Origin of the sequence: Sphingomonas sp. (genome assembly GCF_031372575.1) — a bacterium.
GTDB lineage: Bacteria > Pseudomonadota > Alphaproteobacteria > Sphingomonadales > Sphingomonadaceae > Sphingomicrobium.
On sequence record NZ_JANMLM010000016.1, the window covers coordinates 94,842 to 111,425 of the forward strand.

Here is a 16,584-nt window from a genome sequence, read left to right on the forward strand (position 1 = left end):
AGGCCGCGCCGAGGCGTTTGAAATCCCCGATTGGGACGCCTCGTACATGACCCAATCCATTGACTCACATCAATTATGGTTACACCAACGTTAACGCGCGTTTAAGCGAGTCGTCGGACGGCCAGCCGATAATGCGCGTTCATGATTGGGGGATCGTGCATGGGGGCTCGGGACAATCGTTATGCGCTGGGGGCGGTCATCGCCGGGACCAGCCTGTTGGCGGCAATGCCCGCTGCCGCGCAATCGCTCGCACCGACGCGCGACGAACTCACCCGCCAGCAACCCGATGCCACGCCGCCCAAATCGACGCTCAATGTGATCGGCGGGGTCGAGCGATCACCCTGCCCGCTGGCCGACCCCGAATTCAAGGATGTCCGGGTCAAGCTGAGCGATGTCCAGTTCAATAATCTCAAGGGCGCAACCGACGTCGAGCTTCGTCCAAGCTGGGCCGATTATGCCGGTACCGACCAGCCGGTGGCGGTGATTTGCGAAATCCGCGACCGCGCCGCCACTTATTTGCGCGACAAGGGCTATCTCGCCGCAGTCCAGGTCCCGACCCAGAAAATCGAGAACGGAGTGGTCCGGCTCGAGGTCCTTTTTGCCCGGGTGACGACGATCCGCGCGCGGGGCCAGACCAGCGGTGCGGAAGCCAAGCTTGCCGGTTATCTGTCGAAGCTGACCGAGGACGAGATTTTCGATCGCAACCGCGCCGAGCGTTACCTGCTGCTGGCGCGCGATCTCCCCGGCTATAACGTCCAGTTGACGCTCAAGCCAGCCGGAACCGGGCCGGGCGAGTTGATCGGCGAAGTGTCGGTCATCCGCCAGGCCTATGCGCTCGATGCCGTTATCCAGAATCTCGCGGCGAGCGAGACGGGCCGTTGGGGCGGGCAATTGCGCGGGCAGGCCTACGGGCTGACCGGGCTTGGCGATTCGACCTTTATCTCGGCTTATTCGACGCTCGATTTCAAGGAACAGCAGATCCTTCAGATCGGGCACAGCTTCCGCCCCGGATCCGAAGGACTGACGATCAACGGGCAGGTTACCTATGCCTGGACCCAGCCGTCGATCGACCGCAATCCGGGCGACCCGAGGATCAAGGCGCGAACCTTGTTCGCCTCGCTCGGCGTGTCCTATCCGCTGATCCGGACCCAGTCGCATAATTTGACGCTTGGCGGCGGGTTCGATTTCGTCGACCAGAAGGTGAATTTTTTCGGCCCGCTGACGCGCGATCATCTGCGGGTTGCCTTCCTCCGCGCCGATTTCAATGCGATCGACCTGACGTCGCGGCGTCCGCAATGGAAGATTGGTGGCGGGATCGAGTTTCGCCAGGGACTGAACATTTTCGGTGCCAGCGAACGCTGCCCCTGTGTTGGCGAAACCCCGCCCAGCCGCGCCGATGGCCGCGCCACCGCGACCGTGCTGCGCGCCAGTGCAAGCGGCGAATTCGCGATCGGCAAGTCGCTTGCGATCGCGGTCAGCCCGCGGGCGCAGATCGGTTTCAATCCGGTGCTCAGCTTCGAGGAGTTCACGGTCGGCAATTACACCATCGGGCGCGGCTATGACCCGGCAGTGATTGCCGGCGACAGCGGGGCCGGCGTGGCGGTCGAACTGCGCGGCCCGCGCTTCACCCCGTTCAAGCGATCGAGGGCGGTCGTCCAGCCATATGTGTTCGGCGATGCCGCCTGGGTGTGGAACAAGAATGACGGGCTTGGCGCCGAACATGCCAAATCGGCCGGCGGCGGATTGCGCGCCGGGCTCAATGACCGGCTGGCGATCGACGCGGCGGTCGCCGTCCCGCTCGAACGGGCCGGCATCGACAATCGACGCGGAAGTCCGCGCTTCCTGCTGACCCTGACCACCCGCTTGCTCCCATGGAGATCCTGATGCGTAACCTCGCCATGCCGTCGCGCCGCGCCCGGACCAGCTGCTCGGTCCTTGCGCTGGCCACCGTCATGCTGGTCGGGCCGACCCCGGCAGCGGCGCAAAGCTTTCTTGGCAGCGGGACGTTCGCCACCAATGGCGGCGGGGTTGCTGGGATTACCAACCCGACCGCGACGACCACCACGATCACCGTCAATGGCGGGCAAAGCGTGATCGACTGGACGCCGACCGACAATGCGACCGGTGGCGGGAACATTGCCTTTCAGCTGAGCGGCACCACCGCAACCTTCACCGGCGCGACCGACTTTGCCGTGCTCAACCGCATCAACCAGTCCGACATGAACCGGGCGATCTCGCTCAACGGCACAATCAACTCGCTGGTCAACGGCCAGCAGGGCGGCAGCCTCTATTTCTATTCGGCGGGCGGCTTCCTGCTCGGCGGCAACAGCATCATCAATGTCGGTTCGCTGGTGCTGTCGGCATCGCCGCTAACGCTCGATGGGTCGGGCAATTTCATCAATGGGACCAGCGTCACCTTTGGGCAGGCGCTCAACCCCACGGCCGGGATAGTTACCGCCAGCACGTCGGCGATCAATGCCAATGCCGGCGATGCTTATGTCGCGATGATCGCACCGAATGTCACCCACAACGGGGGGATTGTCGTCAATGGCTCGGCGGCGCTGGTTGCGGCGGATGCGGCAACGATCAATTTCTCGCCCGACGGGCTGTTCGACATCCAGGTGACGTCGGGAACCAGCGCTAGCACGGGGGTAAGTGTTAACGGTGGGACGATCACCGGTTCGGCGAGTAGCGGGGCTGGCGATATTCACCGTGCCTACCTGGTTGCCGTGCCCAAGAACAACGCACTGACGCTGCTGATCAGCAATGGGAGCAGCCTTGGTTTTGACGTTGCCAGCGCGGCGAACGTCGTCGGCAATACGGTAGTGCTGTCAGCGGGATATGACGTGGTTGATGGCGCAATCCAAACGACCCGGTCGGCTGGGGGTGGAACAGGGCTCAGCGACATCACCGTCTACGACACCGATTTTACATCACAGGTGGAAGCGTCGGCAACTGACCTTGGGCTGTTCGTGGCGAGCTTGACGACGGCCAGCATGGCTGCAGGCCTCAATTTACGCGCCGCCGACGCGCAGTTCAACGCGTTCAACGCCGGCATCCACCAGGTTACCGGCTCCGTCTTCCTTGATAGCAACAACTTTGGTGTCGGAACCGGCCAGACCGGCGGCCGATCAAGCGTTTTCGCCGGGTCGGGCGGGACGATCAATATCGGCGGGGACCTGACCGTGCGGTCGCAGGGCATCGGCCTGGCAGGAGTCAGTGGCACCGGCGGTCTGGCCACAATTGGCTCCAATTTGGGCAGCAGTATCTCGGTTGGCGGCATATTGCGCCTGAATGCCGACGGTATCGGCGGCGCGGGCGCGATGGGCCTCGGTGGCTTCGTCGACCTGGTTGCCGGGACGAATTCCGCATTGTCAGCCGGATCGCTCAACGCCAGTGCCGACGGCGTTGGCGGAGCCGACGCCGGGTCGGGCGCCGGCAATGGCACCGGCGGAAACGCGCGCTTGCTCGCCACGGGGACGGAATCGTCGATCACGATCGCCAACATCGTCACGGGGGGTACCCAGGACCAGCGCGACTTCATCTCGGTGGAGGGGCGCGGCGGCCGGACCAATGGTAACGGCAGTGGCATTGGCGGGACGGGGCAAGGCGGATCGCTGTTGATCCGAGGCGAGGCTGGCGGATCGATCGCTTTGCCCAATATCGCTGACTCGGTCGCGGTGCGGATCCTGTCGCGTGGCTATGGCGGCAATGCCTCGGTCAGTGGCACGACGGGCGGATTGGGCGTAGCGGGCGCGCTCAACCTGCAACTCGACAATGCGACCTTGACGGCCGGACCGCTGCTATTGAGTGCCGTCGGGCTGGGTGGCTTCTCGGTTGGCACCGGCGATATAAACGGTGGCAATGCCATCGGCGGAACGCGCGCCATCAGCGTGCTCAATGGATCGACATTGACGCTCGGGCTGCCGGGCGGGGTTGCCGGTGGCGGCGGCGGTGATGGAAGTGGGACCGGGGTCGGCGGCAATGCGAGCGGCGGAACGGCCAGCTTGCTGGTCGACAATTCGACTGTGAATTTCAGTTCACGAAGCATCATCATCACGCAAAACCAGGGCGGCACGGGAAGCACTGGCGGCAGCGCGAGCGGCGGCAACACCAATGTGACGATTCGCAACGGCGGGATCGTCAATGTGGCGGACGATCCACTCACGACCGCCGACCTGTCGATCGGGTCAAATTCGTTCGGTAGCGATATTGCCGCCCTAGGAAACGGGGGCAGTGCGACCGCCGGCAACGTCAATGTGGCGCTTCAGGGCGGCACCATCAATCTGGCTGGTGGGTTGGTGGTTTCGGCGGAGGCCTATGGTGGCGGCGCCGCAAGTAATGGGAACGGCGGCAATGCAACCGGCGGCAATGTAAGTTTCGTCGCCAGCGGCGGAAATAACTCGATCACCGGGCCAGGGTCGGCCACCTTCACGGCCAATGCCTACGGCGGCGGATCGGCGGCTGGAAATGGTGGCAACGCAACCGGCGGCAATGTGAATGTCAGCACGGCCACCGGTGCGGCGTTGACCATCGCATCGTCGTTGATTGCGAGCGCCAACGGCTTCGGCGGGATTAGCGTCACACTTGGCGGCAACGGGTTTGGCGGATTTGCCCAAATTTTTGCCGGAAGCGGAAGCAGCCTGACGATTGGCGGTCTTGCGCAGATCGAAGCGAACGGGCTGGGCGGCGCGGGCAACGGCGGCGAATGCTTTAGCTGCAATGGCCAAGGCGGCTTCGCCGATGGCGGTGTCGCTGCAGTTTCGGCCTTAAGCGGCGGCGCACTCACATTTAACGGCAACGTGACGGTCAGCGCGTCGGCGACCGGCGGAAGCACGAGCGGCGGACTGGGCGGCGACGCGTTAGGCGGGACCGCTCGCCTGGCAGCCAATGGTGGCACAATTTCAGCTGGCGCGGGTCTCACGCTAGATGGTAGCGCGACTGGTGGCACCGGGAGCAGCGGCGGCAATGCCATTGCCCTCGTTTCGCCACCGACCAACGAATCGTCTCCGGTTGCGGTGGCTCTCTATGCCACCAACGGCGGCTCGATCACGATCAGCGGCGGAGCGACGCTCGATGGTCATGCCATGGGTGGCGTGGCATTGAACGGCAACGGCGGCAATGCGATCGGTGGCGAAGCCGACGTGGTTCCCTTTGTCGGCGCCATCAGTCTTGGCAGCCTCTCGCTTAACGTCAGCGCCCAAGGCGGCAATGGCGGCAATGGCGGCAATGGCGGGTCTGGTCAGGGCGGCGTCGTCGACGTGGCCTTCGGCTTGAACAACGCCCCGATCAACGGAACGATCACCCTTGGAAGCGCGACGATTAGCGCCGATGGATATGGCGGCAATGGCGGCGCCGGAAGCAACGCCAATTTCGGCGGCAATGGCGGCGCCGGTGGCGCTGGGTCGGGCGGCTCAATCGGGTTTGTTGGAAGCGCCGCGGGCGGCACGCTCAACAGTGGGCCTGCCATCCTGACGGCACTTGGCACTGGCGGGCAAGGCGGCGCTGGCGGCAATGGCGATTCAGGCACTGGCGGCAGCGGCGGCAGCGGCGGGGCTGGCACCGGCGGCTTCATCCAAGCCGGAACAGTCAGCCAAAGCAATTCACCCGGATCGGGCGGCGGCGCTAATTATAGCACACTCACAATCAACTCCAGCGCGATCGGCGGCAGTGGCGGCAACGGTGGTACCGGCGGCGGCGGCGATGGCGCGGGCGGCAATGGCGGTAACGCCAATGGTGGCCGATCCACTTTCCTGATGCGCGGAGTCTTGGGAACAGCTGATAGCGTGACGCTGATGGCTAATGCGACCGGCGGCGAGGGCGGCTCTGGCACGGTCCAAGGCAACGGTGGCAACGCCGTTACGGGCAGCATTGCGGTCGAGTCAAAAGACCGGTTCGAAGTGCCGGCCGAGCGTGGCGTACTTAATGTCAATTCGATCGTCGGAAGCGCAATCGCGCTTGGCGGCGGCGGTGCGACCAACGGCACATCCACCGTGATCGGCGGCAGCTACTTCCGCGTTCTCAACGGCGACGCGACCATCGGCTCGGTCTCGATCACCCTGTCCGGAAACCTGATCGACTCGAGCTTCGGTCCGAGTTTCGTCTCGGTCCGCGACGGGACGGCAAATATCGGGTCGTTCAGCTTCGTCACCGACGGCACGCTGGCGCTCGACGCCAACAACGGCGCGATGGACGCCGCTTCCATCCAGCTCCATGCGGCCGATTTCGTGCCCCATGTGGTCGACCCCGCGCCGGTCGTCGGGGGCACTTACTCGGCCGACAGCTTTGACATCCTGACCGACAGCAATTTCGTTACCACCGCGCATCTCGACAGCGTCCAGACGCTGACTATCGTCGCGCCCGGTGCGATCCAGATCGGCAATGTTACTGGCGGCAGTGACATCTTCCTCGAGGCGCAGGGTGCAGAGGTCGATATCGGCACTGTCCTCGCGGGGGGCGGGATCGACCTAAACGCGGCCGGCTTCATCACGACCGGCAACATCGCCGGCAACGGAATCATCGATCTTGATGCCGGATTGTCGATCGGCACTGGCTCGATCCTCAACACAAGTAACACCAGCCTCAATGCCGGAACCTTGATCAATGTCGGCACGATCAATTCTGGCTCGGGCAGCGTCACGCTGGTCACCAACAATTCGGGCTACATCTCCGGCAGCAGTGTCGCTGGCGGATCGATCTTTGCCGACAGTGATGGCGACATCTTCCTCGGCAATCTGACCGCGCCGGGGGATATCGAGCTGGTCGCGATCGGCAACATCCTCGTCGGCAATGCGCTGGCGGGCGAATCGATTGATCTCGACGCGGGCGGCTACATCGATGGCGGCACCATGACCGCGGGCGATTCGGTTTATGCAATCGCTGGCGGATCAATTGACCTGCTCGATATCTCGGCCGGGATCATCAACCAATCTACCGGCTATGACGCCGATTATAATGTCGGACTGCTCGCCGGAACGACGATCGACAGTGGCGATATCGAGGCGTTCAACAGCATCGGCCTTGGCGCAGCGGGAAATATCTTCACCGGAACCATCGACGCCGGGGACATCTTCTTGGCGCTCGGTGGCGGCAATATGAGCTTCGGTTCGATCAATTCGGGCGGCACCACCTACCTCGCCGATGATTCGATGATTCCGCTCGGCGGCAACCCGTTCATTGGCGATTTCGCCGCCTCCCCGATCCTCGCGGCGACCCCGGTTGTCAGCGGCGGGTCGATCACTTTACGCGGCCCGGTGGCAGCCGGGCGGTTCATCGCTGCGGCGGGCAGTACCCTGACCGGATCGACGATTACCAGCGATAGCTCGATCTATGCCGTGAGCGGCGGCCTGCAGAGCCTGACAGATCTCGACGCGGGGACGTCCATCTTCCAGCGCGCATCGGGTACGATCACCGAAAATGACCTGACCGCAGGGACGTTCATCGACGTCCGATCGAACGGCGCCATGTCGCTCGGCGATTTGGGCGCCGGCGATTATATCGACCTTCGCTCCAACAATGCGATTGGCCTGGGCAACGCGACCTCGGGCCAGACAATCAACTTCCAGACCCTCGGCACGTTGACGGGTCTCACCATCACGGCAGGCAATTCGGTGCTTGGCCAGTCGGTCGGGGCGATGCAGCTTGGCGCGATCACGGCGGGCATTACCAACCCGAGCAATGTGCCGGGCGCAATCTATCGCGTCGGGCTGGCATCGGATGGCAATATCACGACCGGGAACATCAATTCGTTGGGCAACATCGGATTTGGAACGCCGGCCAATCTGGTCACCGGCAATCTGACGTCCGGCGGCGGCATCATGGCCCTGATCGGCGGCAATTTGACCGCCGGATCAATGACTACGGGCAATAGCGGCTACGTCTATCTCGCCAATTATTCGATGTCCCCGCTGGGCGGCGCGTTCCTGACCTTTAATCGGGCACCGATACTGGCCGTGTTCCCGGTTGCGACGGGCGGCTCGATCACGATCGGCGGACCGGTCGTAACCGGCAATTTCCGCGCCTCTGCGGGGACCACGTTCGACGCCGGCGCAATCACATCCGACACCATCATCCTGGTCGATTCCGGCGGCAACATAACGCTAGGCAATCTCAACGCCGGGCTTTCGCCCGGAGGTGTCGATACCGACGCGATCCGATTCAACAGCGGCGGGAACATCGTCTTCGGCAACGCGATCGCCAAGGACGGGATCGACTTCGACGCCCAAGGCAGCGTGACCGGGGGTAATTTGACCACCGGGCGAGAAATCGGCGGCAACGCTGAAGGGGCAGTCACGCTCGGCAACCTGTCCGCCGGAATCGTCAATCCGCAAGGCCCGCTCGATGACGCCTTCTCGGTCGGCATCAGCTCGGCCACGTCGATCTCGGTCGGCAATGTCACCGGCGCCGAGGCGGTCGGTTTCGCTACCCTCGGCGCGATCACCACCGGGACGATCAACGCCGGCACCGACTTCCTGGTCATGGCGACCGGCAATATGTCGTTCGGCGCAATCACCGCTGGCGGTCGAGTCTATCTGGCCGATTCCTCGATGTTCATCGCTGCGGGCGGTGGCGACGCCGACAATTTCGATCCCGAGCTGGTATTTGCTGCAGCACCGGTCGCGTCGGGTGGGTCGATCACCGCTGGCGTAATCAATGCGGGCAGCGTCCAGGCAGCAGCCGGGACCACGCTCAACGTCGGCACAATCAGCGCCGGCGGGCTGGTCGACCTGTCGTCGGGCGGCGCGATGCAGACCCAGAATATCACCGGCGGAGATGCACTGCGGCTGACCTCGGGCGGTTCAATCACCGGCGGCAATCTGGTCGCCGACACATCGGTCCGCGTGTCCGGTGCCGGCGCGGTCAACGTCGGCAATATCACCATCGTCCATCCGCAAAACTTTGCCCCAGTAATCGGCGGCGTAATCTTTGACGTCGGCCCGGGATCGCCGGTCGAACTATTCGGCGCGTCGATCGCGACCGGCAACATTGCGACCGACGGCTATGTCGGGCTCTACACACCGGGCACGTTGACGGTCGGCACGATCAACGCCAGCCATGATGTCATCGCGCTCGCCGGGGGCAATGCCAGTTTTGGCGCGATCGCCACGCCCGAACGCTTCCTGCTGGGCGGCTACACCATGTTTGCCGGGCTCGGTGCCGGCCTTGCCTTCAACCCGGGGTTGGCGTTCGGCCTGCCCAAGACCAGCACCGGCGGATCCGCGACTTTCGGCGGCGCATCATCGGCCAGTTCATTCCAGGCCTATGTCGGCGGCGCCGTGTCGCTGCAGTCGCTGACCACTTCCAATTCAGCGCTGATCGACGCGCTCGGGCTGTTCACGCTAGGCGGCACGCTCAATGGCAATAGCCAGATCATCTCGAACGACATCGACATCGGCTCTGGTGGCGCGGTCAATACCGGCAACTTGCAACTGGTCTCGCGTAACGCCACCCAGACCGTGGTCGGCGACGGCGTGACGGGCGCCGGTTACCTATTGTCCGATGCCGAATTCGACCGGATTCATACCCCGCTGTCGGTGGTCGCGGACGTCTCCTATGGCGCGGCGGCGAGGATGCTGATCGGCGACCTCACTGCGACCGTTTCAGGCGTGAGCCAGACCGGATATGATTATCTGTTCGCAACACGCAACGGCAATAGCGCAACTTCGGTTGGGTCGATCAAGGTGCTTGGCGACGTGACGTTCACGGGCCTTAGCCTGACCGACGAAGTGACGTTCCAATCGAACCGGTTCGAACTCGACGCGGCGACCGGATCGATCAATCTGTTCGGATCGGGGACGACGCTTGGCGGTATCCTCGGGCTTTACGCACCCAACGTATGGGTCGCGAGCGGAGACATATTAACCAAGCTTGAGGCCAATGCCCGTTACCCGGGCTACATCGCCGAACTCAACGCACCGGCCGCCGTCCAGCGTCCGGAAGGCGTGCTTCGCGCAGCATCGATCGATATCGACACCGGGCAGGAGAATCTCCAAAGCTTCCTCGTCCAGAACACTGGGACCCAGCTGACCCCTGCTGGCTTCCTGATCAATGCTGATAGCGTCGGCGACGACGGCGAGGACACTAACCCGCCCGGCTCGGTCAACCTTGTCATCAACGGGCAGCTCATCACCCAAGAGGGAACGCTTACCGGAATCGCGGTCCGCGACTTCTTCGTCGCCGAGCTCGGGACCACGCGCTTCGTCGCGGAGAGCATGATCAACGGCTGCCCGCTGACCGGCGACTGCAACGCGCCGCCGCCGCCGCCGCCAACGTTTAATACGGTGGTCAGCACCGACGTTCAGTTGAGCGACAATAGCGGCCTTGGCGATAGTCTATTCGGCAATGAGGCCGATATTGCGGGCGAAGCCGGCACCGCGGGCGAAGGTGGCGGCGCGGACGAAGGTGGCGGCGACCAGTCAAGCCCAATCTCCCCGCCGACTCCGTTGTTCGATACGCGACCACTCAATGCGTCCGACGACGTTAACGATCCGGCCTCCGGCGCAGGCAATCCGTCGCTTTACGGCAACCCCGACGAAGATGATCAAAGCGACGAACAAAAGAAGGCCAGTAAGGCCAAGAAGGGAGACGGCAAGTGAGCCGCATTACCGCCGTGACTTCGCGCCTCCTGTTGCTGGGAACGGCCATTGCATCGACATCGGCAGCGATCGGCGCGCCCGCGCTGCCAATCGCCAATCGCTCGAGCTTCCGGCTCGGCGATGCGGGGGTGATGTGTACCGCCCAGTCTCGCGCCACCGACCCCCGCCTGACGGGAATCTTCGATCGTGGCTATATGCTCACCTGCCGGGATGCGGCGAGCGCGGTGGGGAGCCTGCTCGCGGTGCGGCGCAGTGTCGATGCAACGACCGAGCCGAGTGCGCTCAAGGCCGGAATCCTGTCGTGCGGGGCGCCAACGCAGGTGGTGGTCGAAGGGGCCGGAGCGGCAACCAGCCTGACGTGCCGCGACGAGGCGGCCAAGCTCGATTACAAGCGTTATTCGCTGACCCGCGGCAAGACGAGTTACCTGGTCGAAGGTCTGTCCGGTTACGATCCAGCGCTTCGCTTTGCACTCGGCTCGGTGGTCAGTGACCGGCCCCAGAGCGGCGCGGTGCGCGTTGCCACAACCGAAGTCAGCGACGCTGCGGCCTTTGCCAGAACCCAGGCCGGATCACTTGATCCTGCGGCCGCCCGGATTGAGGCGTATACGCTCAACAATGGCGGGCAATTTGCCCAGTCGGAGCAGTTTTTCGAGACCATCGCTCTGCGCGACCGCAACGATGCGCCGGCGCTTGCGGAAGCGCTTGCCAACCAGGGGCTGCAGCAGTCCAACCTCAGCAACTTCAGCGCCGCGATAAGATTGTTCGACCAGGCCGAGAGCAAGGCGCCGCGGACCGACCCGGTACTCCAACGGTTGATCCGCAATTATCGTGCAATCAATCAGATCAACCAACGCCAGGCCGATAATGCGCTGACCGAACTTGCCAAGCCGGTGGCCACGATCCAGTTGACCGAAGACCAGGACTTGCGCAACGGGCTGATTACGCTGGCGTTGGCCGACGAAATCAACCGCGAAAGCAACGCGTATAAACAGGTCGATGTCGGCACTGGTTTGCGCCCCGCCGAGCGTGCCATGGTGCTCGACGCGCAAGCATTGCAATTGTCCGGGATTGCCCTGCGGATGAACAGCAAGCTTGCCCAAGCCAGCGCGGACCTGAGCAAAGCACAGGGGCTATTGAGAAAAGTTCGCGACGGCAAATTGGCGTCGGCCGGATGGTTGAGCGCCGACATCGAGGTCGAGCGGGCGTTAGTTGCCGAGGCGTCTGGCAACGGCGGATCAGCCATTGCCGCTTATGATTCGGCGATCAATTTGCTGGCCCATAACTACCCCGATTCGCCGATGCTGCTCGCCGCCCGGGCACGCAAAGCCTCGTTTCTGGCGCGGAGCGGTGACGCGGTCGGTGCGCGCACCTTGTTCGCCGACCTGGTCGACCAAAGCGCCTTAATCCCCGATAGCGGAATCGCGCTCCGCAACCTGCTCACCCCTTATTTCGAACTGCTGGCGAAGGATGGCTCGGCAGCTTCGGCGGTGCTCATGTTCCGCGGTGCACAAGCGCTTGCCCGGCCAGGGGTCGCGCAGACGCAGGCCGTGCTCGCCCGGCAATTGTCCGAAGGAGATGGTGAGGCATCCGCGCTGTTCCGGCTCGCGGTCAAGCGCACCCGCGAGATTGCGCGGACCGAGGCCGAATTGATCGACCTATCGGCCAAGAAGGCACCGAGCCCCGCTGATGTCGCGACGCTAACCGCGACCAAGGCCAGCATCGAGCAGATGCGGGCGGACCAGACCAGCCTGCAATCGCAGCTCGCCGCTTTCCCGCGCTACAAGGTGCTCGCCCCGCAACAGACCGATTTGTCCGAATTGCAATCGGCGCTTCGCGCTGGCGAGGGCTATTACAAGATGATGGCGGTCGGCGACCGACTTTATGCCGTCTTCGCAACCCACGAAACCGCGCGGGCGATGCGGATCGGCCTCAATCGCAACGTCATGGCCGACAAGGTATCGCAGATCCGCAATAGCATCGTTCGGTTTGAAAATGGCCAGGCGACCACCGATCCGTTCGACGCCGATAATGCGCGGTCGCTCTATCTCGACCTGTTCGCGCCGATCGATGGCGAGGTGCAAGCGCTGAAACATCTGGTGTTCGAACCCGATGGCCCAATGCTCCAGCTGCCGCCTTATTTGCTGATTGCCAAGCAAGGCGGGCTCGACGCGTACAAAGCTCGACAAAAGCTGGTCAATGCCGATGAGTTTGACATGCGCGGGGTCGATTGGCTCGGTCGCGGGCGTGAAATTTCGATTTCGGTCAGTCCGCGAAGCTTCCTCGATGTGCGCGCGATCGCGCCATCGCGGGCGCGCAACGCCTATCTCGGGCTGGGCGATAATGCGCCAATCACGGTCAAGCCAGTCGCCGCCGTGGCCGACGATTGCGACTGGCCGGTGCAGCAGTGGCAGACGCCGATCTCGTCGGCCGAGCTGACGCTGGCAAGCGCGGTCTTCGGGCCGTCGAACAGCAAGTTGCTGACCGGCGCGGCCTTCACCGACACCGCCTTGCTTCAGGATGGCCAACTGGACAACTACCGGATCCTGCATTTCGCGACCCACGGGCTGGTTACGGCCCCGCGTCCCGATTGCCCGCCACGACCGGCGTTGGTCACATCGTTCGGCGGCCCTGAATCAGACGGCTTGCTCAGCTTCCGCGAAATTTTCGACCTCAAACTCGATGCCGACGTCGTCATCCTCTCAGCCTGTGACACTGCCGGGGCCGCGACCACTGGAGCGTCGCGCGAGGCTGGCGTCATGACCGGCGGCAATTACGCCCTCGACGGGCTCGTGCGCGCGTTCATCGGTGCCGGCGCGCGATCGGTGATCGCCAGTCATTGGGCCGTCCCCGACGCCTATGACGCGACCAAGCGGCTCATCTCTGGCCTGATTGAGGCACGTCCCGGCGAACCGTTGGCGATGGCGCTGGGCAATGCGCAGCGCGGGCTGATGGACGATGCACAAACTTCGCACCCATTTTACTGGGCCGCGTTCATCATCCTGGGGGACGGTGCCAAGCCGTTGATCAACAGCGCGCCAACGCGGGTCGCCGGCAAATAGGCGACAAGCCGCCGATTGCCTTTCGCGCCGCCCGACCGCACGATGGCGGCAGGGTGCGCTGGAGAATGCGGATGAAGCTTGCAACGATGGCCCTGTTGGGCGCGCTAATCAGCAGCACGGGAACCGCCGCCATTCCGACCGCGGCGCAGCGCCTCGCCCAGCGCGCGGCCACGATCACCATCGCCCGCGACCAGTGGGGCATTGCCCACATCCGTGGCCGCACCGACGCCGACGCGATTTTCGGCATGGCCTATGCGCAGGCCGAGGACGATTTCAACCGCGTCGAAACCAATTATCTTACCAGCCTTGGCCGCCTGGCCGAAGCCGAGGGCGACGCGGCAATCTGGAAAGATCTGCGTCAGCGATTGTGGATCGACGAGGCCGACCTCAAGGTCAAATATTCGGCCAGTCCGACCTGGCTTCGGCAGCTTATGCAGGGCTGGGCCGATGGGCTGAACTTCTATCTCGCGTCGCACCCGGCCGTGCGACCGCGCGTCCTGACACGGTTCGAACCGTGGATGGCACTGAGCTTTTCGGAAGGAAGCATTGGCGGCGATATCGAATATGTCGACCTCGACGCACTCCGTGCCTTGTACGACCGCGCCGCGCCGCACGTCGCCAGCGCCAAGCCGTGGAGCGAACCGCAAGGATCGAACGGAATCGCAATCGGGCCATCCCGCTCGACCAGCGGCAATCCATTGCTGCTGATTAACCCGCACACCAGCTTCTTCTTCCGCGACGTCGTCCAGGTCACCAGCGGCGAGGGTCTGAACGTCTATGGCGCGGTCACCTGGGGGCAATTTTTCGTCTACCAGGGGTTCAACGCCAGGGCGGGCTGGATGCACACCACGAGCGGGCTCGATAATCGCGACGAATATGCCGAAACGTTTGCCAAGCTACCCAATGGCAAGCTGGGCTATCGCTTCGGCGGCGACCTGCGGCCGGTGGCGGTCAAGCCGGTCACGATCCGCATCCGCGCCGCCGATGGCGGATACAGCAATCGCGCCTTCAGCGTGATGAAAACCATGCATGGTCCGATCATCCGCAGTGGGAATGGCAAGTTCATCGCCTTCGCCATCCTCGACGATCCTGCCCACGCGCTCGAGCAGAGTTTCAAACGGACCAAGGCGGGCAATCTCGACGAATTCATGCGCGCCTCCGCACTGCGCGCCAATTCATCGAACAACACCTTGTTCGCCGACTCGAGCGGCAACATCGCGTATTTGCACCCGCAGTTCGTACCGCTGCGCGACGACCGGTTCGATTATCGCGGCGTCGTCAGTGGCGGAGATCCGCGGACGCTGTGGCGCGGACTGACCGCGAGTGAAGGACTGCCGAACATCGTCAATCCCAAGTCGGGGTTCGTGTTCAATAGCAATGACGCGCCTTGGTCGGCAGCGGGGACGGGGTCGCTCGATCCGGCGAAATTCCCGCGGTACATGGATCAGTATGGCGCGAATGCGCGCACCGATCACGCGCTGCGACTGCTCGATGGTGCTGGTAAATTCACCACGCGGAGCCTTAACGCGGCGGCTTATGACCGCGACAATCCCGGGTTCGACCGGATCCTGCCCGGCCTGATCGCGACTTATGACGGCCTTCGCGCCGACCATCCGCGGCGGGCGTCGCTCGCTGAGCCGATCGCCATGCTGCGGGCATGGGATCGTCGCTGGAGCGCCGACAGCGCGGCGCTGACGCTCGGCGTGCATTGGGGCGAGGCGATCTGGGATGAGGTGATGGGCAAAGACCGTCCGTCCAACGCTTACGAAATTGCCTATGCGCGGATCATAGCTGCTTCGCCCGAGCGCAAGCTGGCCGCGCTCGAACAAGCGCTTGCCGCGCTGCGCGGACTTTACGGGACGTGGCAGTTGCCGTGGGGCGAGATCAATCGATTCCAGCGCAATGACGGCGCGATCACTCAGACCTTTGACGACAAGAAGCCGAGCCTTGCAGTCCCCTTCCCGTCCGCTCGCTGGGGATCATTGGCGGCGTTCGAGGCGACGACCTATCCGGGCACCGCCAAGCGCTACGGAACGAAGGGCAACAGCTTCATCGCGGTGGTCGAGTTCACGTCCCAAGGACCGCGCGCGTTCGCCGTGACCGCCGGCGGGGTTAATGGCGATCCGAACTCGCCACATTTTCTCGACCAGGCGCAGGATTATGCGGCGGGCAGGCTCAACCCAATCCCGTTCACGGACGCCGAGGTCGCGCGCGCGGCAGTTGAAACCTATCGCCCCGGCGAGGCACGCCGGACCCGCTGAGGACACAAAAAAAGCCCGCCAAAAGGCGGGCTTCTTGTTGGTTGCGGGAGTAGGATTTGAACCTACGACCTTCAGGTTATGAGCCTGACGAGCTACCGGGCTGCTCCATCCCGCGACACTAAGCTGAGCCGTCAAATCGGCACGCTTCGTGCGTGCTGATTGATGGCTCACCGGGCTATTTGGCCTTGCGATGCCCGAAGGCTCCGAAGGTCTTGACCCGGTATAATCAAAAAAAGCCGCCGCCGGGGAAACCCCAACAGCGGCCTTTTTCGAAACTTGCGAATGGGTTCTCGATATCACGCCGCCAGCAAAGCCTGGCGACGACCTACTCTTCCACTGCTTAAGCAGTAGTACCATCGGCGCAGTCTGGTTTCACGGCCGAGTTCGGGATGGGATCGGGTGGGTCACAGACGCTATGGTCACCAAGCTATGGTGACGGCGTAACATCAAGTTCTAGAAATCGTGCTGACCTGTATTCTTGGCATCATCTAGCCGAGAACCAAACCGCCATAAACAGCAATACTGTCAATGATGGTGGAATTCTCAAGCGCGAATAGAGCAATTAGGACCGGTTAGCTCCATGCGTTACCGCACTTCCACACCCGGCCTATCAACGTGATGGTCTTTCACGGCTCTGAGATAACTTATCTTGAGGGAGGCTTCCCGCTT

Annotated in this window: 4 protein-coding genes, 1 tRNA gene and 2 rRNA genes; 4 read left to right on the plus strand and 3 right to left on the minus strand. The window is 63.3% G+C overall.

Annotation, left to right across the window (positions count from 1 at the left end; all coding sequences use genetic code 11):
- The first annotated feature begins 159 nt into the window (after nucleotides 1-159).
- From RMN73_RS01525 to RMN73_RS01540, 4 genes are all read left to right on the plus strand, one after another.
- Nucleotides 160-1,884 (plus strand): ShlB/FhaC/HecB family hemolysin secretion/activation protein, encoded by a 1,725-nt coding sequence (locus tag RMN73_RS01525; protein ID WP_309601555.1) that lies wholly within the window; start codon nucleotides 160-162, stop codon nucleotides 1,882-1,884.
- Nucleotides 1,884-10,595 (plus strand): hypothetical protein, encoded by an 8,712-nt coding sequence (locus RMN73_RS01530; RefSeq protein ID WP_309601556.1) that lies wholly within the window; start codon nucleotides 1,884-1,886, stop codon nucleotides 10,593-10,595. The genes RMN73_RS01525 and RMN73_RS01530 overlap by 1 nt, the downstream gene beginning before the upstream one ends.
- On the plus strand, nucleotides 10,592-13,654 hold the full coding sequence (locus tag RMN73_RS01535; protein ID WP_309601557.1) for a CHAT domain-containing protein: 3,063 nt from the start codon (nucleotides 10,592-10,594) through the stop codon (nucleotides 13,652-13,654). Before RMN73_RS01530 ends, RMN73_RS01535 begins: the two co-directional genes overlap by 4 nt.
- Nucleotides 13,655-13,725: 71 nt before the next feature.
- Nucleotides 13,726-15,915, plus strand: coding sequence for a penicillin acylase family protein (locus RMN73_RS01540; RefSeq protein ID WP_309601558.1), 2,190 nt, complete (start codon nucleotides 13,726-13,728; stop codon nucleotides 15,913-15,915).
- A gap of 38 nt (nucleotides 15,916-15,953) precedes the next feature.
- Here the strand turns inward: RMN73_RS01540 and RMN73_RS01545 are convergent.
- The 3 genes from RMN73_RS01545 to RMN73_RS01555 all read right to left on the minus strand — a co-directional run.
- Nucleotides 15,954-16,030 (minus strand) — tRNA-Met (locus RMN73_RS01545).
- A 197-nt stretch (nucleotides 16,031-16,227) separates the two neighbouring features.
- Nucleotides 16,228-16,342: ribosomal RNA gene (rrf, locus tag RMN73_RS01550) — 5S ribosomal RNA — on the minus strand.
- A 116-nt stretch (nucleotides 16,343-16,458) separates the two neighbouring features.
- Nucleotides 16,459-16,584: ribosomal RNA gene (locus RMN73_RS01555) — 23S ribosomal RNA — on the minus strand; the annotation flags it as partial.

Bases quoted from the DNA above. Each gene is read 5' to 3' on its own strand.
- RMN73_RS01540 (WP_309601558.1), top strand. From the start codon at position 13,726: ATGAAGCTTGCAACGATGGCCCTGTTGGGCGCGCTAATCAGCAGCACG.
- RMN73_RS01530 (WP_309601556.1), top strand. From the start codon at position 1,884: ATGCGTAACCTCGCCATGCCGTCGCGCCGCGCCCGGACCAGCTGCTCG.
- RMN73_RS01525 (WP_309601555.1), top strand. From the start codon at position 160: ATGGGGGCTCGGGACAATCGTTATGCGCTGGGGGCGGTCATCGCCGGG.